The organism is Empedobacter sp. ULE_I140 (genome assembly GCF_053482575.1).
In genome coordinates this window covers 1,861,760-1,884,937 of sequence record NZ_JBQMTX010000001.1, presented here as the reverse complement: position 1 = coordinate 1,884,937, position 23,178 = coordinate 1,861,760, and the positions used below count along the sequence as shown (strand labels likewise).

Genomic DNA, 23,178 nt, shown 5'->3' with positions numbered 1-23,178 from the left:
ATACAAGTTGTAAATAGCTGAAATTGGATAAATTGAAAGAATCAATCTATCGTAAAATCTAAAAAAATCACGCTTGTTTTGGCGGTTGCCAAATAGAATCTAAATAATGAGTATATAAGAAATCTTCATCAAATGTTTTGATTGAAGTCGTAGAAATTTCTTTATCTAAGTGTAAAACATCAAAGAGTTTTATGGGAGAGAAAAAAAAGTCGATATGAACAAACTCAACTTTCATGAAAGGTAATTTTTGGTCAGTTTCCCAATCCGCATCAACCTCATGTCCACCATAATGATGAACTAAAAAAGTTTTCATTTCATCCAAAAAGTCTCCTCCTTTATCATGTTCAATAAAATGAGAAATAAACACAGGCAATTTATATAACTGACACAATTGAGTTGAAGTTGTTATATATAAAAAAATTAAAATTTTAGTTGCCCATAGTTTCACGACCCAAATGTACAGTCAATTTTGCTTTCTTTCAAATTTAATTAATGGAAAAATCTCGTTAAACTTACTTAGAAACCTCTTTCTTCGTAAATAAATGAGAAATTACTTCGAGTTTATCATGATCGAATAAACACAAACCTTCAACATAGAAAGGTGTAAAATGAAAACTTTGTTGATCTACGATTCCAAATTCTTTCAGTTTTGGTTCGTAAACGACAAAACCTGTACGCAAGAATGGTTTTTTAGAGACTTTATACAACACAATATCATTGGTAAATAATCGTCGATTTCGTTTATCCAATATATCTATTCCAATATCTATGGTATCAAATTGTAAAGCATTTTCGTGCCAAGAAAACTCGTTATAACCTTTAAAATAGGTCACTCCATCTATCTCCTTCGCAAAACCTTCTACTTTATTTTTGTTTCGTAATCGATAATATCCAATCGTTTTCATCTGGCAAATTTGCAATAAAAAAATTTAAAATAGAAACGAGCAATATTAAAATAGATGATTAAATTTATCATCCGAAAACAACTAACACAATGTACAAAATATATCCACAAAAAAGATACAATGAAACCTTAGCTTTGCTGAAACAATTTGCTCAACCTACTGATAAAATTCTTGATTTAGGAATCAAAAATCCTTTTACAGATGTGATGTTGGAAAATGGTTTTGATGTAAAAAATACAAATGGCGACGATTTGGACTATTATTATAAGGATTTGCAAAATTATGATGCTAACTTTGTAACGGCTTTAGAAATTTTAGAACATTTGGTAAATCCAATGGAAGTGCTAAGAAATTTGCCTGGAGATAAATTATTAGCTTCAATTCCGATGCGTTTGTGGTTTTCGCCTGCTTATCGTAATCAAAATGATGCGCGAGATGTACATTATCACGAATTTGAAGATTGGCAATTTGACATGTTAATGGAAAAAGCTGGATGGAATGTAATACATCGTCACAAATGGACGCATCCATCAAACAAACTGGGAATAAGACCCTTATTAAGAAGAATTACACCAAGATATTATGCTGTCTACGCAGAACGAAAAAAAGACTTTACTTACTAAATACTCTATTGTTATACCTGCACATAACGAAGAAGATTTTATTGCGATTACGCTAAATTCTCTCGTTAATCAAACTGTTTTACCATATGAAGTGATTGTTGTAAATGATCATTCAACCGATAAAACACAACAAATTGTAGAAGAATTTACAGCTAAATATCCGTTCATCAAATTAAGAAATATCTTATCAAAAGGTGAACATCAGCCAGGAAGCAAAGTGATACAAGCTTTCTTGAAAGGTTACGAAATCATTGATCCTAATTATGATATTATTGTTAAATTGGATGCTGATTTAGATATTCCTTTCAATTATTTTGAGACTATTTTAACTCATTTTAATCATGAGGAAGATATTGCAATGGTTGGTGGTTTTGCGTATATTGATAAGGACGGAAAATGGATTCTTGAAAATCTGACAGATAAAGACCATATTCGTGGCGCATTTAAGGCGTATAGAAAAAATTGTTACGAAAAAATTGGTGGATTACGCGCACATATGGGTTGGGATACAGTAGACGAATTGTTGTGTAAATATTATGGTTGGAAAGTTGTTACAGACGAATCTTTACACATCAAACATCTAAAACCAACTGGCGCGAGTTACAATAAATCGGCGCTTTACAAACAAGGTGCGGCTTATTATGCATTAGGTTATGGATTTTGGATTACATTAATTGCTGGCACAAAATTGGCTTTACGTAAAAAGAAACCCACATATATTTTGTATTATTTGAAAGGTTTTTTTGAAGCTAAAATTAATGGTACAAAAAAAATGGTAAATCGAGATCAAGAAAAATTCATCCGAAATTATCGTTGGTCGAAAATGAAACAAAAAATAAAAGGTTAAATCTAACATGCGATATTGGTTAACATACACACTATTTATATTTCCATTCATCAGCTTTGCACAAAATAAGTTGATTACTGGTTCTGTGGTTGTAGACGAAGGAAACGATTATATTTCCTCAGTTTCTGGTGCTCGTATAGAAAATCTGACGTCAGAAAGTAAGACATGTACAAGCTCTTCGGGTTATTATTCTATCCAAGCAAATGTTGGCGATACAATTTTGTTTGAAGCAGATTTTTTGATTCCAAGAAAAATTGTAGTCAATCAAAATATTTACAACAAAGGTTTTTTACAAGCACATTTGGATATTGAAACAATTGAATTGAGTGGTGCTACAATTGGTAAAGGCCCTTTACAACCTAAATATCACAAGGATAATAAAACAGATTTGTACGATAAAATGGGACTTGATCAACGTTTACGAGATTTAGAACCTAAAAGAGATATTGCAAAATTCAAGCCAATGGATGTTTTAAATCCTGTTCGATTGATTGGTCATATGAATGGATTTTATCGTGAGCAACGTCGTGTACGTAATTACGAAACAAAACTTTCTCTCGTTCAAGAAGTTAAACATTATTATCCTACAGATTTTTATACAAATCAATTACAAATTCCTGAATATAAAATAGAAGAATTTTTATATTATGTTAATGCGCGTTATCCGCTTCAAGAAAAAGTTTTGAGCAGACAATTTGGTACGATAATGATTGATTTAGAATCTTATGCGAAAGATTATTTGAATGAATTAAATCAAAACAAAAATCAATAATTCTTAATAGATTTTTAAAATTTAGCCAATAAACGTTAACAAAATTGATGCTAATTTATTAAGACTTATCTTCGTACAAATAATTAAACGTATAATCACGAACAATTGAAATCACTATTTACCATTCTAATATTGCTGTTGTCGAATTTTATTTTCGCACAAGAAAAATGGATTCAGGGAAACATTATCATTGATGATTCTGACGATACAGCAGAAGGAGTTTACGTTACAAATCTGAGAACAAATCATACAACAATTTCTAATTTTACAGGAACTTTTCTTATTCAAGCAAAAGTAGATGACACGCTAAAAATACAATCTGATTGGTACGAAAATCGACTAATTATCTTAAGACCAAATTTGTTCAATAAACAAACAATTGTAGTGCATTTAGCTGTGCAGACAATTCAATTGAATACCGCATATATTGGTCAAAAATTGACAGGAATTCTTGAAAAAGATGTCAAAAATGGAAAAAAAGCTGATGTTGTAACAAAACTTTATAAAAGTCTTGGTGTTAATCCTGATATCAAACCTATAAAAGACACATCTTCGTTGAAAGCTGGATTTTTGAGTGGAGATATTACGTTGACGAGATTGGATATTGGGCGTATTTATGATGTTTTTTCTGGTAAAGCCAAACAACGAAAAGCATTGCTTGATTATGAAGATAAATACGATAAAATTACAAAAATTAAGAATTATTTTGGTGAAGATTATTTCACAAATGATTTAAAAATTCCGAAATTCAAAATCAGAGATTTCATTGAAAATGCATTAACAAATACCGAATCTAAAATAGAATTGAATGATGTAAATTATTTCAAATTACTTCAATTATTTAATTCTTACAGTAAAATATACCTCGACTTTTTATACGGAAAAGTACCAAATAATACGAAAATCATCAAAAAAGATACGATAGACGATTAAAAAAAGAGCTTGATAAATCAAGCTCTTTTTTTAGTTTTATAAGTTGTGTAAAATTAGTTTTTATAAGAAACCCATTTAATCATTTCTTTCACAGTTGGTTTTTTACCATAAATTAAAATCCCAATTCTATAGATTTTTCCAGCAATATAAACCATAAATATTGTACTGATTAACAGCAAAAATAAGGATAAAGCTAATTGCCAAATCGGAACATCGAACGGAATTCGAGTAATCATTGAGATGGGAGAAGTCAATGGAATCATTGATAACCAAAAAGCAACTGGACCATCAGGATTTTCGAAAGTTGTCATACTTCCGTAAAGTCCAATCATCATCGGAACTAAAGGAAAATATGTAAATTGTTGCGTATCTGTATCATTGTCAACCGCAGAACCAATTGCCGCGAAAACAGAGCTGTAGAACAAATATCCTAAGATAAAATAAGAAATAAAAGCAAAAATGATTAACGGATAATTAAACGTTAACAATACTTCGCTAATTTCTGTTACTTTTTGCATCATATCTGGATTAGTCTCGGCTAATTGTGCTTGATTCATCATTTGTTGCGACATATCCATTCTTGAAGCAGCAATTGTTGGAAATAAAATCAATAACCCCATTGTCATTCCAATCCATATTGCAAATTGCGTGACTGCAACCATTGTCGTTCCTAAGATTTTACCCATCATTAATTCGAAAGGTTTTACAGAAGAAATGATAATTTCGACAACACGATTATTTTTTTCTTCAACCACAGAACGCATTACTTTTACACCATAAATCATCACAAACATGAAAATAATGTAAGTTAAAAACATCGATAATCCGATTTTCAACTCCATTCCTTTATCTTCTTTTCCGTCTGTAACGTTAAAAACATTCAGGTTAACACGTGCCTTAGAAGCTTCTAAAGCCGCTTTGTCAATACCAGATTTTGCCTGTTTTTCTTTTACTATTTTATCACTAATCGTTCTCGAAAGTTTTTCACGATCAGTAATTCCAAGATTTCCATTTGTGATTAATTCAGTATTTTTCTCAATATTATCATAATTTCCATCTGTATTTTTCGGAATATGAAGAATCGCATTCAAATATTCGCTTCCTTTCAGTGTATCTTTGATTGATTGCAATTCTTGAGGCGTGTAAATACTGAACATCATTTGTTTAGTCGATTTAAACGAGGTTACAAACTCTGTACTTTCATCTACAATTGCAATGTTTTTCACTTCGGAATTATTTGCAGAACTCAAAAAGAAAATCACCGCTCCTGCTCCAACAATCAACAAAGGCGAAAGAAAAGTCATAACAATAAACGCTTTGTTTTTTACTTGAGAAAAGAACTCGCGTTGTGCAACTAAAAATATATTTTTCATTTGAAAATTAGCTTAAAGATTAGGAATTGAACTTTGTTTGACGGCTTCCAAAAACACATCATTCATCGAAGGAATAATTTCTTTGAATTGATGAACTTGCCCCACTTGCATCAATTTATCTAAAATCACATTGGTTGGTGTTTCTTTATTGTACAACAAATTAAATTCAGTTCGTTGATTAACGTTTCGAACTTCCGAAATCTCAAATTCATTCGCTAAATTTTGAAGAGAATCAGCGGGAATTTCATTCAATTGAATCGAAAATTTCCCTGTCTTAAATTGATTTCTAACTTCTTCGATTGTTCCATCTAATACTTTATTCGATTGATTAATCAATGCCACATGATCACACATTTCCTCCACAGATTCCATACGATGCGTTGAAAAAATAATTGTCGTTCCTTTGTCTCTTAATTCAAGAATTTCATTCGCAATAATTTGCGCATTTACAGGATCAAATCCACTAAAAGGTTCATCGAAAATGAGCAAAGAAGGGTTGTGAATAACTGTAATTACAAACTGAACTTTTTGTCCCATTCCTTTCGACAACTCGCTCAATTTCTTATTCCACCAAGACATCATATCAAGTTTTTCGAACCAATATTCGGTACGTTTTTTAGCTTCCGCAGAAGAAAGACCTTTCAGTTTTGCAAAATACAGTGCCTGTTCTCCAACCTTCATATTCTTGTACAAACCACGTTCTTCTGGCATATAACCAACTTGACCGATTGATTTTTTCGTCAAAGGTTCACCATTTAGCAAAATTGTCCCGCTATCTGGCGCCGTAATTTGGTTGACAATACGAATAAAAGTCGTTTTTCCAGCACCATTTGGTCCCAAAAGTCCATAAATAGAACCTTGTGGAATATTGATACTAAAATTATTAAGCGCAACTTTATCTTTATATTTTCTTGTTAAGCCTTGAGCTTGCAATAAAAATTCCATTTTCTATATCATTTGATTTGTAAAATTAGTAAGAAGAAAGTAAATTTTGTTACAGATTTTAATGAGATTCGTTCGGATTCCATACAATTTCTTTAAGATTAACCACTTTATCATTTATAATCTCCACACCTTCATTTTCTAATAATTGTTGCATCAAACTCAAAGGATTAAAGTGATGTTTTCCAGTTAACAAACCATTTCTGTTTACAACACGATGAGCAGGGACATCTTCTCGATTATGTGCATGATTCATCGCATAACCAACCACGCGCGCAGAAAATTTTCCACCTATATATTTTGCAATCAATCCATAAGTAGAAACACGTCCTTCGGGAATTTGACGAACTATTTCATAAATTTTCTCATAAGTATCAGAAATGATTTTTGTCATAATCTAAACATTTATTGTAAATTTAAAGAAAGTAATAGAATATGAGCCAAAAAGTTCCAATTAAATCTCTTTTAAGCCGACCACGTTTTAAGGTTTTTACGCATTTATCAAAACAAGAATTTATTGATTTAATCAAAAAACACCTTGAAACAAATTCTACTGAATACGGAGGTTATGCCAATCAAGAAGTTGCGATGATTCGTGTCCGCAAAGACAAGGATAAATATTGGCATCCGCAACTACAAATCAGAATTGAAGATGACGTTGATCATCCTGACTATTTGGTTGTAAGAGGAATTATTGGTCCACCTTCTAATGTTTGGACATTTTTCGCATTTTTGTATGGTTTAAGCGGAGCCATTTTTATCACCTTAGGCTCTTATGCGTTTTCTGAATATATTGTACAAGGAAATAGTGTATGGATTTGGAGTATTCCTATAGCATTATTTATGGCTTTAGGAACCTATTTAGCTAGTTTATATGGTCATTATTTAGCAAAATATCAGCTAGGAAGATTGTATCATTTCGTGAATGAATTACTACATGATGCAGAGTTTTATCAAAATAGCGACGAAATCAAAAAATAAAAAAAGCGACCTAAATAGGTCGCTTACAAGAAATATGTTGAGATAATATATTAATTAGATTACTTTCACATTAACGGCGTTGATGCCTTTTTTTCCTTGTTCTAAGTCAAAAGATACTTTATCGTTTTGAGCTACTTTGTCTGTTAAACCAGAAACGTGTACGAAGTACTCTTTTCCTGATTCGTCATCTTTAATAAATCCGTATCCTTTTTCTTCATTAAAGAATTTTACAGTTCCTTTATTCATAGTATTTTATTTTCGTTGATAAAGATATAAGATTTATTTACAAAACCAATATTAATTTTTAGTTTTTTTTTATAACAATTTTTTTAGCCTATAATTTCATTATAATTTTGCTTCAAATCATAATATTTTGGCAGGAATTTATATTCATATCCCGTTTTGTAAACAAAAATGCAGCTATTGCGACTTTCATTTTTCGACAAATCTTCAACATAAATCAAATTTAATTCAAGCAATTAATAAAGAACTTGAGATCAGAAAAGATGAAATTTCAACACCTTTAGAAACAATTTATTTTGGAGGAGGAACACCTTCTATCCTATCCGAAATTGAATTAGAAAGTATTTTCGAAACGATTTATAAAAATTATTCGACCAAAAATTTAAAGGAAATTACACTCGAAGCGAATCCTGATGATTTGAATAAAGAAAAACTTAATTTCTTAAAATCAACTCCGATTAATCGTTTTTCGATTGGTGTTCAATCATTTTTTGAAGAAGATTTGAAATTAATGAATCGCGCACATAATGTACAAGAAGCTGAAACTTCGATAAAATTGGCGCAAGATTTTGGTTTCGAAAATATCACTATTGATTTGATTTATGGTTCTACGACCACAACCAACGAAATGTGGAAGCAAAATTTGCAAAAAGCAATTGAGCTGAATGTTCCACATATTTCTTCTTATGCATTAACAGTCGAAGAAAAAACAATTTTAGATCATCAAATCAATAAAGGAATCACAAAACCGGTTGATGAAGATCGTCAAAACGAACAATTTCAACTTTTAGTTGACACTTTAACTTCGAATGATTTTATTCAATATGAAATCTCCAATTTCGGAAAAGAAGACTATTTTTCTTTGCACAATTCTAATTATTGGAAAGGAATTCATTATTTAGGAATTGGACCTTCTGCACATTCTTATAACGGAAAAACTCGTGCTTGGAACATTGCAAATAATTCTAAATACATACAAGCTATCAACGAAAATAAGCTGCCTCAAGAAATTGAAGTTTTAAATGAAGTAGAAAAATTTAATGAAATGATAATGATAGGATTGAGAACAATTTATGGAATAGATTTAAATCGAATTAATTCAGAATTTTCTCAACCTTTAGTTAATTCTTTTCATGAAGTACTCAATCAATTAATCAACGAAAATTTAGTTGAAAAAAAAGAAAATAAAATCATTTTGAAACCCCAAGCAAAATTTTTCGCAGATGGAATTGCTTCAAGATTATTTTACATCGATTAATTTGTTAAATTTGCGATATGAATGATAACAGACCAATTGGTGTTTTCGACTCTGGAGTTGGCGGTTTGACGTTTGCAAAAGAAATAAAACGTCTGCTACCAAACGAAAGTTTGATCTATTTTGGCGATACTCAAAATTTGCCTTATGGAGAAAAATCGAAAGAAGCGATTACACAATTTTCGGTAGACATTACTAATTTTTTAATAAACAATAATTGTAAAGTGATTTTAGTTGCATGTAATTCTGCAACCGCTAATTCGTTGAAAGAAATTAGAGACGCTGCAGGAAAAGATATTCCTGTTATCGATGTTATTTCGCCTGTTGCGGAGAAAGTTTCGTTCGAATTAAGAGAAAAGATAGGTGTTATTGCAACAAAAGCAACTGTAAATTCAGGCGCGTACAAGAAAGCAATTCGTCGTCGAAATAAACATATTACGGTTATTGAAATGGCTACTCCGCTCTTAGTACCTGTTATCGAAGAGGGTTTTACAAATTCTACGATTTCTAAAGCAGTTTTAGAAACGTATTTGTTGAACAAAAAATTAGAAGGAATTGATTCGATTATTTTAGGATGTACGCATTATACACATCTGGAAAAAGAAATCAATCAAGTATTTGAAGGAAAAGTTGATATCGTAAATTCACCTTTAATTGTCGTGAATCAAGTAATTTATCAATTGGCAAAAGAAGGAAAATTGGCTGCTAAAGATACTGTTGCAAACTATACATTTTATATTTCTGACAATACAGATAATATTATAAAAGTGGCAAAAAAATTCTTTGGAAAAGATATTCAATTAATTGAGAAAAATTTAGAAACGAAATAGAACCGACCATTATTTGTCGGTTTTTTTATAAAATATTACGAACAAACAAAAACAAATTATTACATGGAAAAATCAGCAGAATTAATTGCATTAGAAGAAAAATACGGAGCGCATAACTATCATCCACTTCCAGTTGTATTGGAAAAAGGTGAAGGTGTTTACGTTTGGGATGTTGATGGAAAAAAATATTTCGACTTTTTATCAGCTTATTCAGCTGTTAATCAAGGTCATTGTCATCCTAGAATTATTAAAGCGTTGAAAGATCAAGCCGAAAAATTAACGTTAACTTCTCGTGCTTTTTATAATGCGGAATTAGGAAAATACGAAAATTTTATCACAGAATTATTCGGTTTCGATAAAGTATTGCCAATGAATACGGGTGCTGAAGCTGTAGAAACAGCGCTAAAAATTGCTCGTAAATGGGGTTACGAAAAGAAAGGAATTCCAACTGGTGAAGCGATTATTGTAGTATGTAAAGACAATTTCCATGGTCGTACAACTACTATTATTTCTTTCTCGAATGATGAAGATGCACGTAAAAATTTCAATCCTTACACAAGTGGTTTCGAAGCTGTAGAATACAATGATGTTGAAGCTTTAAAACAAATTTTAGAAGAAAAAGCAGATAAAATTTGTGCATTCTTAGTAGAACCAATTCAAGGAGAAGCTGGTGTTAATGTACCTTCTGAAGGATATTTGAAAGCTTGTGAAGAATTATGTAAACAACATAATGTTTTATTTATCGCGGACGAAATTCAAACAGGAATCGCACGTACTGGAAAAATGTTAGCTATCGATCACGAAAATATTGATGCTGATGTTTTAATCTTAGGTAAAGCCGTTTCAGGTGGAGCTTATCCAGTATCTGCAGTTTTAGCAAATGATGAAATAATGAATGTCATCAAACCAGGACAACACGGTTCTACTTATGGAGGTAATCCATTAGCTGCGGCTGTTGCTACAGAAGCTTTGCAAGTTGTTTTGGACGAAAAATTAGCTGAAAATTCTGAAAAATTAGGACAAATTTTTAGAGCAGAAATTACGAAAATGGCTGAAGAATTTCCGTTATTCAAATCAGTTCGTGGAAAAGGTTTATTAAATGCAATTTTAATCAACGATACACCAGAATCTGAAACAGCATGGAATTTCTGTGTTGCAATGAAAGACAACGGATTATTAGCCAAACCTACACACGGAAACATCATTCGTTTCGCTCCTCCTTTAGTGATGAACGAAGAACAATTACACGAATGTTTAGCGATTATTCGTAAAACTGCACAAGAGTTTAATAAATAATCAACAATAAAATGATATAGAAAAAACCTGATGAAATTTCATCAGGTTTTTTTATATTCGAAAATTTAATTAACACTATGAATTCTTTTAAAATAAACGTTTCCGAAACGTACAAAAAGGCGCAAAAAAAATCGGCAGTATGGATTGCTCTTTTCTTGATTACTCTCTTCTTTTCTACAATTTTGAGCATCATCATTTTCATAATTTGTGTTTGTGGAGGAATCGCTATCGTCATTGCTAAACCAATGTGGATTACTATTTTTTTAGGTTTGGGACTGTTGGCTTTAGGAGGTTTAATCGTTTACTATAATATTAAATTTATTCTAAATATTTTCAAAAAAACAGCTACAAATGGAATTGAAATTTTTGAAACGGATCAACCAGAATTATTCAAATTAATAAAAGCAACCGCAGATAAAGTTGGCACAAAACATCCCAAAAAAGTATTTATTATTGATGATGTAAATGCATATGTTTCCTATTCGAACAATTTACAAAGTTTATTTTTTCCAACAAGAAAAAACTTATCTATTGGCGTTGGTTTGCTTCATGGTATTTCTCAAAATGAGTTAAAAGGAATTATTGCGCACGAATTTGGGCATTTTTCTCAAAAATCAATGACAATTGGTAGCCATGTTGGAAATGCGACCAAAATTATGGAAGATATTTTATACAGTAATCAAACCTTAAAATTTGATGTTGATAATTTAGGTCAAATTAATGGAATTGTTGGTTTTATTTCAATGGGCGCTGTTGCTTACAATAAAATGATTGAATCTATTTTGAAAATAATTCACAAAAAATTAGAATTCAATTATCTAAAATTAAGTCGAGAAATGGAATTTCATGCTGATCAAATTGCAACAAATGTTGTGGGAATTGAGACGATGAGCAAACCATTATTGAGAATAGAATTGTATCAATTTGTTTACCAAGAATTAGCTAATTTTTATACAAATTTACAAGATGATAAAAAGTTTTAGACTAATATTTATCAAACATGAATCAATTAGTTGACTTTTATATCGATGATTACGAACTTTCTTTAGAAAATAATTTAGCTATTGTTGGAATTAATGAATTTAATCAAAATCATTCTTTACTACAATTTGAAGATTTATGGTCGACACATCCAGAAATGGACAAACGTTTGGCAAATATAGCGTCTACAAATCATCATTCTGAAATAGATAAATCTCCAAAAGCAATTACATTACTTCAAAAAAATAATGAATTTGAAGAAGAATTTACATTCAATTTTTTCTTTCAATTAAATTTATACCGTGTCAATGAAATAAATAATTCAGAATTTATTGAAACGTTTAAAACCATTTATAACAAATACAATTACCCTAAAGTTTACAATCATTTTTTTACAAATTATGATTTACCTTTTGATCGAATTAAAGAAGTTGATTTAACGAATAAACAACAAAATATTCCTACGAATGAATTGTTTTCGGATGAAAATATTTTAGTTGTAAAACAATATTTAGCTTTACAAATTGATTTACTTCAATTAGATTTTTTTACTAGTCAAAAAAAGCCGCAACCATTCAAATACAACAATGTTGTTTACAATAAAAAACAAGATGTACTGAAAGTTAAAGAAGAATTAGAGCAAATAAATAAGGAAAAAGAAGCTGAGTTCTCAGAATATTTAGACAATATCAAAATCTTTTTCAAATCTAATTTAGATGAACAAAAAACTATTTTGTTAGAAGATTGCATCAAAGTTGAAGCAGATTTATCAGCAAATATTCAATTGGTAGATGAAATTAGAACTCATATTAATTTTGCAACAAAACCTATTCACGAAAAGCTAAGAATCGAAGCTTTAACAGTTTTGAATAATCAAATAGAGCAATTGAAAAATGTAACAAAAGATATTCTACAAAGTGAAATCGCAAAGGAAAAATTAACTATTCGAGAAATTGAAAATGCACAATATTTTATAGATGAAGATTGGATTTTCTTTTTTGACTCTACAGGTTATAACAACAATGCTTTTGAAAATTTAATCGAAAATTTATACTTTGTAGATCAAGTTTCAAATAACTTATTGTTTCAAAAAAAAGCTGCTTTCCTAAAAGAATACGAACCATTATTAGACTATACATCAAAAACAAAAGCCTCTTAATTAGAGGCTTTTATTTTATATCTTAAGGTGCTAAACGCTCTTTTTTCCAATCAAAATCGTCTTGTAAAACATAACGAACTCTATCGTGTAAACGACTTGGACGTCCTTGCCAAAACTCTATCTCAGTTGGGCGAATCAAGAAACCTCCCCAATGTGCTGGACGAGGAATTTCTTTTCCTTCGTATTTTTTTTCTAATTCCAATTCCTCTGTCGCTAAATCTTCGTGCTCATCAATCACAGAACTTTGCGCCGAAATCCAAGCGCCTAACTGGCTACTTCTTGGACGTGTTTCGAAATATCCATCCGAATTATTATCCGAAGTTTTTTCAGCCACACCTTTTATAATAATCTGTCTTTCTAGAAATGGCCAAAAAAATGACAAACAAACTTTCGGATTTTCTAATAAAGCTTTTCCTTTCTGACTGTTGTAATTCGTATAAAAAATAAAACCTTCGTCCGTATATCTTTTCAATAAAACAACACGCGTTCTCGGAAATCCATCTTCACCAATCGTTGCAACAGACATCGCATTTGCTTCATCCACTCCATCCGATTCTTCAGCTTGCAGAAACCAATCACGAAATTGTTCGATCGGATTTTCTCTTAACGAATCAAAATTCATCGACTGTTTTTCGTAAACTTTTCTTTTATAACTTAAATCTTGTTTCATTAATGATTATTTTATATTTTTAAACAGCTAATTGTATATTTCGTTAAGATTTCACGTAACAAAACCGAAACAAAAATGTCTATCAAAAGTATAAAAAAAGGAGTTATTTTGGTCGCAAAACCAACATTAAGTAACGATATTTTTCAGAGAAGTGTAATTTTAATTACAGAACACTTAGAATCTGGAAGTATTGGTTTTATTCTTAATCATTCTTCTCATATTCCGATTAGTATTTTTGTATCTGAAATGGAGTCTGCATCTATTGTTTTTGAAGGTGGACCTGTCGATAAAGAAAACATCTATTATATTCACAAACGACCTGATTTAATCAGAAATAGTGAAAAAATTACTGAAAATTTATATTGGTCTGGCGTATATGAAGATGTGCGTGATGCAGTAAATCAGAATTTGATTAGTCAAGATGAAATCAAGTTTTTTATTGGATATTGTGGTTGGGCACCAAAGCAAATCAAAGATGAATTAAACAACAATTCGTGGGCTGTAACGGATTTGGATTTTGATATTTTTGAGCGTTGGGATGCTGATTTGTGGAAAAAATTGATGAAACAGCTTGGAGGTGAGAACTTAATTTGGCTAAACACCCCCGCTGATCCTTCTATGAATTAATCGATTATAAATATTTAAAAATCGATTTTGTTTTGTCTAAAGTGTATTCTTTTTTACGATTTTTGGTAATTGGTAAAATTCCAATTCCATCAATCAAAATGAAAACTTCTTCTGCCTTCTGAATTTCAAATGGAAAAATTTCGACTTCTTCTACTTTAAATTCTTCGGCTTTATTAATTTTTGTAATGAAATTATTTCTCAAAACACTAGTAATAACACCTTCTTCTTTTTTCGGTGTACGAATCGTTTCTCCATTCACAACAAAAATATTTCCTCGTAAAGAACGCGCCATTTTTTTGTTTGCATTTAGCAAAATAATATCAGCATAATCATTCTCTAAACGATAGATTTCTGCAATATTTTCTTCTGGACGATACGTATTTACAAGTGAATAAAATGCAGTATTGATTGCATAATCTTTGTAAACATCAATTTCGTTTTCAGCTTGTAAAAACTCCCAATCATTTTCACTATTTTCAATGGAAATCAAATAATTGATGGATGCTTTTAGATAATCGCCCTCATCATTTCTGAACGCAAAAAATTCTACTTTCCCTGATTTGGTCTGATTTGCTTCTGCTAATAAATTGATTTGTTCTTGAAAAAATTCTGGTGTAAAATCTAACGGAATATTCATGCGGTAAATACGCATAGAAGCCATTAAATTGAAATAATGATCTTCCCAATCAATAATTTCACCATTTACAAATCGCAAAATTTCTTTTACAGCATCACCATTACGAAAAGCTCTGTTCTGAATTCCTATTTCTGCATTTGCTTTTTCGACAATAACGCCACCTAAGTTAATTTTCAAAATAATAGATTTTAAACAGATCCTAAGATTTTTTTAAGATCTTCAATTTGACTTTCCCACAATTGTTTTGATTCTTCTACTTCGTCTTCATCAGCAAAATCTGTAATAACTAATGATACATCGTTCGTTAAATCGTCTTCTACAATTGTTAATTCGAAGAAATATTTTGTATCTTCATCATATTCCCATTGAAAGCGCACGTATCCATCTTGCTTAGATTTCATCAAAAATGCAGATTCTTCGTGTCCATCCCAAATAAAAGTATATTTTTCTCCACGAGAATTTACGTTATCTGCAAACCATTCTGATAAACCAGAAGGGTTTGAAATATAGTTATATAGCAAAGACGGTGAAGACTTGATTGAAAATTCTACTTGATATTTCTTTTTTGGCATAATTCTATTTTATTGAAGTCGCAAGATATAAAATGAATTGTATCTACCAAAGAAAATCAAAATAAGTTTTGTTATAAAATCAAAAAAAAATTACCTTTGCAAAAATTAAAATTTAGGCGAGGTAGCTCAGATGGTTAGAGCGCAGGATTCATAACCCTGAGGTCGGCAGTTCGATTCTGCTCTTCGCTACAAATGAAAAGCCCAAACAGATAATCTGTTTGGGCTTTTACTTAACTACTAAAACCTATACTAATCTAAATAACCTACTACTTGATAAGCTCTTGTTCCTCTGTTGTAAATTTTTTGGTATAAAACACCTCCAAATTCATACAGATACTCGCCTCCATAATCTACTCTTTCATATCCTGCTGGTAACGCATATACGATAGCACCTAGAGGAGCTTGAACTACTTCATAATAATTTCTATTAGGGCTGTAATAAACTCCTTCGTAGAAATAATATGGATTTCTATTACCAATATTAATTGTTACATAACCTACTGGTAAAATATTAATTCTAAATCCTACATATGGCATATATCTCACATATCCACTGTTATAAGGACGATAGTAAATACCATTGTTTCCGTAGAAATTATAACTGTTATACGAATACTTGTTATAGTTTCTTACATTCACATTAGAAACTGGTCGGTTTCCTCTGTTGTATGAGCTAGAATTTATACGAACTGGATTGTTGTAGAAATCTCTGTTTTTTAAACTCTCAGATCTATTACCTTGATTACCTTGGTTATTTTCTCTGTTATTTCCACTATTATTCCAATCTTTATTAGAACTTGATCTACTACTTACAATCGCTGTATTATTTCTATCTATACGTGTACTCGTTTCACGTTCAGTTCTATTTGTAGAATTTTTCCAAGATTCATTCGTAGAATTTCCACGACCTATTCTTTCTGTTCTATTTCCTTCAATACGACTAGTTCTATTTTCTGTTCTAGCCATTTCAGAGCGTCCATTCCCTTTACTTCTTGAAGTTGCTTCTCTTGAAGAAGAACTTCTCTCACCACCTCTTTGACCTCTATCTTGAGCATTTACACCAACAGCTAACATGGCTGTAAAAGCTACTCCTAAAAGTGTAAATTTAATATTTTTCATCACCTAACTTTTTAATAAATTAAGACATTTCTCCTAATACTATTTCCGTGCCATAATTATAAGTTTAAACCATAGAAAATGTTATAATAATCAAAATAATTTATAATCCATTCAAATTCAATGAATTGTATTAACAATTTTGTTTGACAATTTTGTTAAATATTTTTATTCCTGACATCGTTTGTATTGATTTCTGAATTGATTACTTTTGTTTTTAAGAAATTATATAAAATGATTGACGTTAAAAATGCTTACATCGCCTTTATTAGTTTACAAAAAGTTGGACATAAAGTTCGAGAAGAAGCTAACATTTTTGCCGATAAAACACTAGAATACGATGAATCTAAGGAAGAACAATTGGTTCCTTTCTTATTAAGTCCATTCAAAAAAACACTCGAAATTAATCGTTTCACGCATTATACAGAAAAATTAGAATTTAATGTTTTGTACAATCAATGCAAACAAATGTTTGATGAAGAAATAGATTTTATCGATTTTTCGCAAGAAGTTTTAAGTCATTTATACGAGAAATCATTGCATCCGCAGATCAAAAGTGGTGAAGTTTTTATTGCACTTTTCGAAAATATGATGTTCGACGGAATTCCTTGTCGTGGAATTGGAATTTATAAATTAGAGAATAAGAAGAAATTCTTGCGTTTTGACGAATCACGTGGTTTAGATTACAACATTTGGAAAGGTTATAAGCTAGAAGGAATCGACAAAGCCTGTCTTATTCTTGATGCTTATCGTGACGAAGGTTTCCGTGTCTACTCTATCGATGATAAAAATGTGGAGTCAGAATATTGGAAGAAAAATTTCTTGGAAATTGATTTGATTAAGGATAACAATTACCATACGAAGAAATATATGGAGTTGATTACAGATTTCTCGAATGATTTTCTTTTGGATAAAACAGACAAAAAACAACAAGCAGAATTTATCTCAAATTCGATAAATGTGCTGAATTCGAATGAAGTTGTAACGAATGAAATTTTTGAAGATCAAGTTTTGAAACCTTTCGAAATTATTGATGAATTCAAAGAATATAAGAAAGATTATAGCGAAAATAATCGTGTTGAATTTGTGGAAGCTTTCGAAGTTTCAGTTCCAACTTTGATGAAAGAATCTAAGAAAATTAAAAGTGAAATTAAATTAGATACAAAGATTAACATAAAATTAGATTTGACAAATCCTGATGCAGCCGAAGAATATTTGGAACGTGGTTTTGACGAAGAAAAGAAAATGTATTATTATAAAGTCTATTTCAATTCTGAACAATAAATTAAAGGCTCCTATTTTGGAGCTTTTTTTTGATATTAATTCAATTTCAAAATACATTGATGATTCAAAATCTCAAAACCATTTTTCAACCAAAAACCTTTTGCTGACAGATTCTCAGCTGTAAATTCTAATTCAATATATGCTTGATCGTTCAAGAAATTTATCGCTTCTTCAACCAATTTAGAAGCGATGTTTTGATTGCGATAATTTGCATCAACATACAACGAATCTATTCTTCCTTTTGATTTAATCACAAAGTATTTCGGACAAAGATGTTTGGAACAAATAATATATCCAGCTAAATGACTTTCTATTTAGGCTACAAATACTTTTATGTTTTCTTGTTGTAAAACTCCCTTGAAAAAATCATCAATATCATGTTTGTAGGTCAAATCTATTTGATACAATGCATTAAACTATTGATGATGTTGTAACAATTTTATCATCATTCTTTTCAGTTCAGGAATATCATTTTCTACGGCAATTCTTATCATATCTAAAAATAAAAAAATCCAGTTAAAAAACTCTAACTGGATTTACTAAAAACTATTGTTTATCTAATTTTATTTTGTCTTGACCTTGTTGCAATTGATACAACTCTATAATATCCTCAATTGGATAATTAAACCAATCGACTTGTTTTTTGATTTTCGAATTTTGATCTAAATACAAATATGTCGTGAATTTCATCGCCGGAAACTTCATTCCATTATAGGTATAAGGCGAAAATTCTCCGTTTGCAATAATTATCGAATCGTTAGAAAATAATTCATTTACTTTCAATAATTTATTATTTTCATATTGCATCGTTTGATCACTCCAACGAATAATATCATTCAATAAATAACGTGGATCTACCGTAGAACCTCCCGAATATTGTTCCACATTTTCATACACCAAACTATCATTGTAAAAAGATAACATTTTTTTGTAATCTTTTCGAGATGAATAATTTTCGAAAAAACGTTTTCCTAATTCATCATTTTTACTGGCTGAAGAAGAATTACAACTTACTAAAAAAGTAATTGCAATAAGACTTAAAATCCACGTAAATTTTATTTTCATTTGTCTGAAATTCTTGTTAAATAATTTTCACCATTATCATCAGCCATTCCATCTTCATTGAGAATCATAATCTCCGAATTGTCCGACCAACGTAAAAATTGAAAAGGTAATTTTTTCTTTTTTGAATCAATCTCCATCAACGATCCATCATCTTTTTTAAATAATTCTCCGTTATAAGATTGACCTTTGTATTCAGCAGTAAATTTGTCATCTGCTAATTTCAAAACGATTTTATCTCCAAAATATTTTCCTTCAAAAACTCCTTTGTAAATAAGCGTTTCGCTCGTAAAAACAGAATTTTTCTCTAAAGACAATACATCTTCATGCGACAAACCATCCGAACTTTTATCCACTTCTACATTATCCTTTTTACATGAAAATAAAAAGAGTTGACCGATAAATAGCAAAAAGAAAATCTTTTTCATCTGAGATGAATTATTTTTTCACGAATTGTTCAACATCTTTTCTCGAAATTGGATTGTCGCCCAAAATCAATAAACGTTCAACAACATTTCTTAACTCACGAATATTTCCTGACCAATCTAATTCTTTCAAAGCTTCATAAGCTGAATTATCAAAAGATTTTTGACTTGTCGTATCTATAATAAAATGTTCAACCAAAGCAGGAATATCATCCTTACGATCATTAAGCGCCGGAACATTAATAATAATTACCGCTAAACGATGATATAAATCCTCTCGAAAACGACCTTCTTCAATCTCTTTTCGTAAGTCTTTATTTGTTGCTGCAATCACACGAACATTCACATTAATTTCTTTCTCAGAACCAACTGGAGAAACTTTTCCTTCTTGTAGCGCGCGCAAAACTTTTGCTTGAGCAGAAAGACTCATATCCCCTATTTCGTCTAAGAAAATTGTTCCTTCGTTAGCCAATTCAAACTTACCTTGTTTGTCTTTAACGGCTCCAGTAAACGATCCTTTCACGTGACCAAATAATTCACTTTCGATTAATTCAGCTGGAATTGCCGCACAGTTTACTTCAACCAAAGGTTTTACATTACGATCACTTTTTTCGTGCAAATGATGAGCAACCAACTCTTTTCCTGTTCCATTTGGACCAAGAATCAATACACGAGCGTCTGTAGCAGCCACTTTATCTATGATTTGTTTCACTTCTGCAATTGCAGGAGCATCACCAATCATTTCATATTTCTTCGCAACTTTCTTCTTTAATGCTTTATTTTCTTTCTTCAATTCTTTGTTCGAAGAGATTAACGATTTACGGTCTAAAGCATTGCGAACAGTCGTCAATAATTTATTAAGATCTGGTGGTTTTGAAATAAAATCGTACGCACCTTTTTTGATCGCATCTACAGCCAAATCAACATCTCCGTGCCCCGTTATCATCACCATTGTTAAATCAGGATTATATTCCATCGCTTCCGATAAAACTTCCATCCCATCTTTCAATGGCATTTTTATATCACTTATAATTAAGTCGTATTCTTTTTCTTTTATTTTTTCAAGCCCTATAGCTCCGTTTTCAGCTTCATCCACATTCCATTTTGGATTTTCGTCCATTAAAATGCTTTTCAAAACGTTGCGAATTGCCTGTTCATCTTCGATTAATAAGATATTTGACATCGTTTAGATCGTTTATTTTTGTAAAATTAAAATAGACTCAAAGATAATTGAAATTATTATTTTTGAGTCTACTTTTGATATAGATTTTAATACTTTTTTTAAGATGTTTTCACTTTTCGTGCATTTTCTAAACCTAATTCTTTTATAGAAACTTCTCTCATTTCTATTTTTCGAATTTTCCCTGAGATAGTCATAGGGAATTCTTGTACAAACTTCCAATATTTAGGACGTTTGAAATGAGCAATGGATAAACAATAAGCCTTCAATTCGTCTTCTGTTACACTAATACCATCTTTCACTTTCACCCAAGCCATTACTTCTTCTCCATATTTGATACTTGGAACGCCAATAATTTGAACATCAGAAATTGATTCATGTTCGTACAAAAAATCTTCAATCTCTTTTGGTGAAATATTTTCTCCTCCTCTGATAATAATATCTTTAATTCGTCCAGTAATATTAATATAACCATCAACATCCATAGTCGCTAAATCACCAGTATGCAACCAATTATTTTCGTCAATAACTTGCGCAGTTGCTTCCGGATTGTTCCAATATTTTTGCATGACGGAATAACCTCTTGTACAAAATTCACCAGCAATTCCACGAGGTAAAATATCTCCTGTTTGCGGATCAATAATCTTAATTTCTAAATGATCTTGAACTGTTCCAACCGTCGAAACTTGCTTTTCTAAAGGTGTTCCGATAATAGTTTGTGTAGAAACTGGCGAAGTTTCTGTCATCCCATAACAAATCGAAACTTCTTTCATATTCATTTTAGCTTGCACTTTCTTCATAATTTCAATCGGACAAGGCGAACCAGCCATTACACCAGTTCTCAAAGATGTTAAATCGAAACGATCAAAATTTGGTAATTCTAATTCCGCAATAAACATCGTCGGAACTCCATAAAGTGATGTACACTTTTCCATTTCGACTGCATTTAAAGTCTTTGCAGGATCAAAACTATCCGAAGGAATTACCATACAAGCGCCATGCGAAGTACACGCCATATTACCAATTACCATTCCGAAACAATGATAAAATGGAACAGGAATACAAACACGATCACGATGCGTATAATTTAATCGAACACCAATAAAAAAACCATTGTTCAATAAATTATGATGCGTTAAAGTTACTCCTTTTGGAAAGCCTGTTGTTCCAGATGTATATTGAATATTTACAGCATCATCAAACTGAACAGATTGCTCTATTTGATGCACTTCTGAAGTCGAAATTTCTTCTCCTTTAATCAAAAAATCATCCCAATTTTCTTCAAAAATAATGATATGTTTTAGTAATTTCGCATTCTCTTTTACATTATTCAACATCACTTTATACTCACTTGTTTTGAAGCTTAAAGAAGCAAAAACTGCAGAAATTTCAGCTTGATTTAATACAAATTCGAGTTCATTTTCACGATAAGCAGGATTCAAATTAACCAAAATCATTCCCACACGGGCCGTTGCATATTGTAACAATGTCCATTCCGCACGATTTGGCGCCCAAATACCTACGCGATCTCCTTTTTGCAAACCAATTGCAATCAATGATTTTGCTATTTGTTCGGTTTGTGAATAAAATTCTGTATACGTCGCTCTATAATTTTGATCTACGCAAACCAAAGCCTCTTGTTGCGGATATTTTGCAACTGTATTTCGTAAATTTTCGCCAATTGTTTCTCCTAAAAGAGGATATTGTGATGCACCACTTGAGTATGATAAGTTAGAAATCATGCGCTTATATTCTATGTTTTTAAAATTACTTTCCAACTCAAACTTAACAACGATTTTCAGGAAAATAAATTTATCAAATACAAGATTTATGATTTCTAAAAGAATCGTATTTTTTTATTAAAATCAAAAATGAATTCAAAAAAATGAAGGTTTATTTTTAACAAATACTTAAAATAACTCCATCAAATTATCCTTAAATTGTAAAAAATTACTGAAAAATGAATACAATAAACCACGACAATTATACTTCTATTTACGATGGAATAGAAGTTGTAGATGCTTTACAGACACGTATTGCTGACATCAAGAAAACATTAATAATTGTAACAGAATTAGATAAATGGGATTATGCATATGCAGAAGGTAAATGGACTATCAAAGAAATGATACAACATTGTATAGATTGCGAACGTATTTTTTCTTATCGTGCGCAACATATTGCGAGAGAAGATTCACAAACATTAAATTTCTTCGATGAAAACGCCTATGTATTGACTTCGAATGCAAATGAAAGAAAGCCTGAAGAATTAATAAAAGAATGGACTAATTTGATGAAAGCAACTTACTTTCAGTTTGAATCTTTTAATGATCAAACTTTAAACAAAATAGGAAAAGTTGGTAATCGAGAGTATTCTGTTGAGAAAATCGGTTATGTAATGGCTGGTCATTCCATCCATCATATGAATGTAATTAATGAACGATATTTATAAAAAAAGTCAGCTT

General features: G+C 30.7%; 28 protein-coding genes and 1 tRNA gene. 14 read left to right on the top strand and 15 right to left on the bottom strand.

Features of this window, described 5'->3' with window-relative positions:
• Positions 1–67 precede the first annotated feature (67 nt).
• Both ACTS9J_RS08970 and ACTS9J_RS08965 read right to left on the bottom strand, forming a co-directional pair.
• Positions 68–391 (bottom strand): hypothetical protein, encoded by a 324-nt coding sequence (locus ACTS9J_RS08970; RefSeq protein WP_185655210.1) that lies wholly within the window; start codon positions 389–391, stop codon positions 68–70.
• 121 nt (positions 392–512) lie between these two features.
• A complete protein-coding gene (locus ACTS9J_RS08965) occupies positions 513–905 on the bottom strand; it encodes a hypothetical protein (RefSeq protein WP_125349490.1) in 393 nt (130 codons plus the stop codon).
• Positions 906–994: 89 nt separating this feature from the next.
• On the opposite strand from ACTS9J_RS08965, the gene ACTS9J_RS08960 reads away from it, so the two are divergent.
• From ACTS9J_RS08960 to ACTS9J_RS08945, 4 genes are all read left to right on the top strand, one after another.
• A complete protein-coding gene (locus ACTS9J_RS08960) occupies positions 995–1,528 on the top strand; it encodes a methyltransferase (RefSeq protein ID WP_125349489.1) in 534 nt (177 codons plus the stop codon).
• Positions 1,488–2,375: a glycosyltransferase gene (locus tag ACTS9J_RS08955; protein WP_286494880.1), complete on the top strand. Its 888-nt coding sequence runs from the start codon at positions 1,488–1,490 to the stop codon at positions 2,373–2,375. Before ACTS9J_RS08960 ends, ACTS9J_RS08955 begins: the two co-directional genes overlap by 41 nt.
• Positions 2,376–2,382: 7 nt before the next feature.
• A complete protein-coding gene (locus tag ACTS9J_RS08950) occupies positions 2,383–3,147 on the top strand; it encodes a hypothetical protein (RefSeq protein WP_280035617.1) in 765 nt (254 codons plus the stop codon).
• Positions 3,148–3,285: 138 nt separating this feature from the next.
• A complete protein-coding gene (locus tag ACTS9J_RS08945; protein WP_448353145.1) occupies positions 3,286–4,080 on the top strand; it encodes a hypothetical protein in 795 nt (264 codons plus the stop codon).
• 53 nt (positions 4,081–4,133) lie between these two features.
• On the opposite strand, the gene ACTS9J_RS08940 is transcribed toward ACTS9J_RS08945, so the two are convergent.
• From ACTS9J_RS08940 to ACTS9J_RS08930, 3 genes are read right to left on the bottom strand one after another with little or no spacing between them, the layout of a single operon-like run.
• A complete protein-coding gene (locus ACTS9J_RS08940; protein ID WP_291051714.1) occupies positions 4,134–5,453 on the bottom strand; it encodes an ABC transporter permease in 1,320 nt (439 codons plus the stop codon).
• Positions 5,454–5,465: 12 nt separating this feature from the next.
• Positions 5,466–6,398 (bottom strand): ABC transporter ATP-binding protein, encoded by a 933-nt coding sequence (locus ACTS9J_RS08935; protein WP_448353144.1) that lies wholly within the window; start codon positions 6,396–6,398, stop codon positions 5,466–5,468.
• Between the two features lie 58 nt (positions 6,399–6,456).
• A complete protein-coding gene (locus tag ACTS9J_RS08930) occupies positions 6,457–6,789 on the bottom strand; it encodes an MGMT family protein (protein ID WP_448353143.1) in 333 nt (110 codons plus the stop codon).
• Positions 6,790–6,830: 41 nt separating this feature from the next.
• Between ACTS9J_RS08930 and ACTS9J_RS08925 the strand changes: the two genes are divergently transcribed.
• Complete coding sequence (locus ACTS9J_RS08925; RefSeq protein WP_448353142.1) at positions 6,831–7,376, top strand: hypothetical protein; 546 nt, start codon at positions 6,831–6,833, stop codon at positions 7,374–7,376.
• Between the two features lie 54 nt (positions 7,377–7,430).
• Here the strand turns inward: ACTS9J_RS08925 and ACTS9J_RS08920 are convergent, their stop codons facing one another.
• Positions 7,431–7,622, bottom strand: a complete 192-nt coding sequence (locus tag ACTS9J_RS08920; RefSeq protein ID WP_038330556.1) for a cold-shock protein — start codon at positions 7,620–7,622, stop codon at positions 7,431–7,433.
• A 127-nt stretch (positions 7,623–7,749) separates the two neighbouring features.
• On the opposite strand from ACTS9J_RS08920, the gene hemW reads away from it, so the two are divergent.
• The 5 genes from hemW to ACTS9J_RS08895 all read left to right on the top strand — a co-directional run bounded on the left by hemW (position 7,750) and on the right by ACTS9J_RS08895 (position 13,140).
• Positions 7,750–8,877 carry a radical SAM family heme chaperone HemW gene (gene hemW / locus ACTS9J_RS08915; RefSeq protein WP_448353141.1) on the top strand — a complete coding sequence of 376 codons (1,128 nt, stop codon included), beginning with the start codon at positions 7,750–7,752 and terminating at the stop codon, positions 8,875–8,877.
• A gap of 17 nt (positions 8,878–8,894) precedes the next feature.
• Positions 8,895–9,704 carry a glutamate racemase gene (murI, locus tag ACTS9J_RS08910; RefSeq protein WP_448353140.1) on the top strand — a complete coding sequence of 270 codons (810 nt, stop codon included), beginning with the start codon at positions 8,895–8,897 and terminating at the stop codon, positions 9,702–9,704.
• A 63-nt stretch (positions 9,705–9,767) separates the two neighbouring features.
• Positions 9,768–11,000 carry an ornithine--oxo-acid transaminase gene (rocD, locus tag ACTS9J_RS08905; RefSeq protein ID WP_291061729.1) on the top strand — a complete coding sequence of 411 codons (1,233 nt, stop codon included), beginning with the start codon at positions 9,768–9,770 and terminating at the stop codon, positions 10,998–11,000.
• 77 nt (positions 11,001–11,077) lie between these two features.
• A complete protein-coding gene (locus tag ACTS9J_RS08900; protein WP_448353139.1) occupies positions 11,078–11,983 on the top strand; it encodes a M48 family metallopeptidase in 906 nt (301 codons plus the stop codon).
• 17 nt (positions 11,984–12,000) lie between these two features.
• Positions 12,001–13,140, top strand: a complete 1,140-nt coding sequence (locus ACTS9J_RS08895) for a hypothetical protein (RefSeq protein ID WP_448353138.1) — start codon at positions 12,001–12,003, stop codon at positions 13,138–13,140.
• Positions 13,141–13,162: 22 nt separating this feature from the next.
• On the opposite strand, the gene pdxH is transcribed toward ACTS9J_RS08895, so the two are convergent.
• A complete protein-coding gene (gene pdxH / locus ACTS9J_RS08890) occupies positions 13,163–13,810 on the bottom strand; it encodes a pyridoxamine 5'-phosphate oxidase (RefSeq protein ID WP_221855228.1) in 648 nt (215 codons plus the stop codon).
• A 75-nt stretch (positions 13,811–13,885) separates the two neighbouring features.
• On the opposite strand from pdxH, the gene ACTS9J_RS08885 reads away from it, so the two are divergent.
• A complete protein-coding gene (locus tag ACTS9J_RS08885; RefSeq protein WP_125349478.1) occupies positions 13,886–14,437 on the top strand; it encodes a YqgE/AlgH family protein in 552 nt (183 codons plus the stop codon).
• 4 nt (positions 14,438–14,441) lie between these two features.
• Here the strand turns inward: ACTS9J_RS08885 and ACTS9J_RS08880 are convergent, their stop codons facing one another.
• Together ACTS9J_RS08880 and ACTS9J_RS08875 are read right to left on the bottom strand one after the other, a co-directional pair.
• Positions 14,442–15,251 (bottom strand): aminotransferase class IV, encoded by an 810-nt coding sequence (locus tag ACTS9J_RS08880; RefSeq protein WP_219033939.1) that lies wholly within the window; start codon positions 15,249–15,251, stop codon positions 14,442–14,444.
• A gap of 11 nt (positions 15,252–15,262) precedes the next feature.
• Positions 15,263–15,646: an START-like domain-containing protein gene (locus ACTS9J_RS08875; protein WP_038330532.1), complete on the bottom strand. Its 384-nt coding sequence runs from the start codon at positions 15,644–15,646 to the stop codon at positions 15,263–15,265.
• Between the two features lie 115 nt (positions 15,647–15,761).
• On the opposite strand from ACTS9J_RS08875, the gene ACTS9J_RS08870 reads away from it, so the two are divergent.
• Positions 15,762–15,835, top strand: a tRNA-Met gene (locus ACTS9J_RS08870).
• Between the two features lie 60 nt (positions 15,836–15,895).
• Here the strand turns inward: ACTS9J_RS08870 and ACTS9J_RS08865 are convergent.
• Positions 15,896–16,765, bottom strand: coding sequence for a DUF6515 family protein (locus ACTS9J_RS08865; protein ID WP_448353137.1), 870 nt, complete (start codon positions 16,763–16,765; stop codon positions 15,896–15,898).
• A 231-nt stretch (positions 16,766–16,996) separates the two neighbouring features.
• On the opposite strand from ACTS9J_RS08865, the gene ACTS9J_RS08860 reads away from it, so the two are divergent.
• The gene (locus ACTS9J_RS08860) at positions 16,997–18,046 is read left to right on the top strand and encodes a nucleoid-associated protein (protein ID WP_038330727.1); all 1,050 of its coding nucleotides are present in this window, start codon (positions 16,997–16,999) and stop codon (positions 18,044–18,046) included.
• Between the two features lie 35 nt (positions 18,047–18,081).
• Here the strand turns inward: ACTS9J_RS08860 and ACTS9J_RS08855 are convergent, their stop codons facing one another.
• The 5 genes from ACTS9J_RS08855 to ACTS9J_RS08835 all read right to left on the bottom strand — a co-directional run bounded on the left by ACTS9J_RS08855 (position 18,082) and on the right by ACTS9J_RS08835 (position 22,455).
• Positions 18,082–18,360 carry a GNAT family N-acetyltransferase gene (locus ACTS9J_RS08855; protein WP_291091631.1) on the bottom strand — a complete coding sequence of 93 codons (279 nt, stop codon included), beginning with the start codon at positions 18,358–18,360 and terminating at the stop codon, positions 18,082–18,084.
• Positions 18,361–18,592: 232 nt separating this feature from the next.
• Entirely contained in the window at positions 18,593–19,111 is a 519-nt protein-coding gene (locus ACTS9J_RS08850; protein ID WP_291061737.1) for a hypothetical protein, read from the bottom strand.
• On the bottom strand, positions 19,108–19,536 hold the full coding sequence (locus tag ACTS9J_RS08845) for a hypothetical protein (RefSeq protein WP_291091623.1): 429 nt from the start codon (positions 19,534–19,536) through the stop codon (positions 19,108–19,110). Before ACTS9J_RS08845 ends, ACTS9J_RS08850 begins: the two co-directional genes overlap by 4 nt.
• A 10-nt stretch (positions 19,537–19,546) precedes the next feature.
• Complete coding sequence (locus ACTS9J_RS08840) at positions 19,547–20,716, bottom strand: sigma-54-dependent transcriptional regulator (protein WP_448353136.1); 1,170 nt, start codon at positions 20,714–20,716, stop codon at positions 19,547–19,549.
• A 98-nt stretch (positions 20,717–20,814) separates the two neighbouring features.
• A complete protein-coding gene (locus ACTS9J_RS08835) occupies positions 20,815–22,455 on the bottom strand; it encodes an AMP-binding protein (protein WP_038330517.1) in 1,641 nt (546 codons plus the stop codon).
• A gap of 218 nt (positions 22,456–22,673) precedes the next feature.
• Here ACTS9J_RS08835 and ACTS9J_RS08830 point away from each other — a divergent pair, with 218 nt between their 5' ends.
• Complete coding sequence (locus ACTS9J_RS08830) at positions 22,674–23,165, top strand: DinB family protein (protein WP_084106811.1); 492 nt, start codon at positions 22,674–22,676, stop codon at positions 23,163–23,165.
• The last annotated feature ends 13 nt before the right edge of the window (positions 23,166–23,178 follow it).

Coding starts and splice junctions, on each gene's coding strand:
- ACTS9J_RS08965 (WP_125349490.1), bottom strand. CDS start 905: ATGAAAACGATTGGATATTATCGATTACGAAACAAAAATAAAGTAGAA.
- ACTS9J_RS08960 (WP_125349489.1), top strand. CDS start 995: ATGTACAAAATATATCCACAAAAAAGATACAATGAAACCTTAGCTTTG.
- ACTS9J_RS08955 (WP_286494880.1), top strand. CDS start 1,488: ATGCTGTCTACGCAGAACGAAAAAAAGACTTTACTTACTAAATACTCT.
- ACTS9J_RS08950 (WP_280035617.1), top strand. CDS start 2,383: ATGCGATATTGGTTAACATACACACTATTTATATTTCCATTCATCAGC.
- ACTS9J_RS08940 (WP_291051714.1), bottom strand. CDS start 5,453: ATGAAAAATATATTTTTAGTTGCACAACGCGAGTTCTTTTCTCAAGTA.
- ACTS9J_RS08935 (WP_448353144.1), bottom strand. CDS start 6,398: ATGGAATTTTTATTGCAAGCTCAAGGCTTAACAAGAAAATATAAAGAT.
- ACTS9J_RS08930 (WP_448353143.1), bottom strand. CDS start 6,789: ATGACAAAAATCATTTCTGATACTTATGAGAAAATTTATGAAATAGTT.
- ACTS9J_RS08925 (WP_448353142.1), top strand. CDS start 6,831: ATGAGCCAAAAAGTTCCAATTAAATCTCTTTTAAGCCGACCACGTTTT.
- ACTS9J_RS08920 (WP_038330556.1), bottom strand. CDS start 7,622: ATGAATAAAGGAACTGTAAAATTCTTTAATGAAGAAAAAGGATACGGA.
- murI (WP_448353140.1), top strand. CDS start 8,895: ATGAATGATAACAGACCAATTGGTGTTTTCGACTCTGGAGTTGGCGGT.
- rocD (WP_291061729.1), top strand. CDS start 9,768: ATGGAAAAATCAGCAGAATTAATTGCATTAGAAGAAAAATACGGAGCG.
- ACTS9J_RS08900 (WP_448353139.1), top strand. CDS start 11,078: ATGAATTCTTTTAAAATAAACGTTTCCGAAACGTACAAAAAGGCGCAA.
- ACTS9J_RS08895 (WP_448353138.1), top strand. CDS start 12,001: ATGAATCAATTAGTTGACTTTTATATCGATGATTACGAACTTTCTTTA.
- pdxH (WP_221855228.1), bottom strand. CDS start 13,810: ATGAAACAAGATTTAAGTTATAAAAGAAAAGTTTACGAAAAACAGTCG.
- ACTS9J_RS08885 (WP_125349478.1), top strand. CDS start 13,886: ATGTCTATCAAAAGTATAAAAAAAGGAGTTATTTTGGTCGCAAAACCA.
- ACTS9J_RS08875 (WP_038330532.1), bottom strand. CDS start 15,646: ATGCCAAAAAAGAAATATCAAGTAGAATTTTCAATCAAGTCTTCACCG.
- ACTS9J_RS08865 (WP_448353137.1), bottom strand. CDS start 16,765: ATGAAAAATATTAAATTTACACTTTTAGGAGTAGCTTTTACAGCCATG.
- ACTS9J_RS08860 (WP_038330727.1), top strand. CDS start 16,997: ATGATTGACGTTAAAAATGCTTACATCGCCTTTATTAGTTTACAAAAA.
- ACTS9J_RS08850 (WP_291061737.1), bottom strand. CDS start 19,111: ATGAAAATAAAATTTACGTGGATTTTAAGTCTTATTGCAATTACTTTT.
- ACTS9J_RS08845 (WP_291091623.1), bottom strand. CDS start 19,536: ATGAAAAAGATTTTCTTTTTGCTATTTATCGGTCAACTCTTTTTATTT.
- ACTS9J_RS08840 (WP_448353136.1), bottom strand. CDS start 20,716: ATGTCAAATATCTTATTAATCGAAGATGAACAGGCAATTCGCAACGTT.
- ACTS9J_RS08835 (WP_038330517.1), bottom strand. CDS start 22,455: ATGATTTCTAACTTATCATACTCAAGTGGTGCATCACAATATCCTCTT.
- ACTS9J_RS08830 (WP_084106811.1), top strand. CDS start 22,674: ATGAATACAATAAACCACGACAATTATACTTCTATTTACGATGGAATA.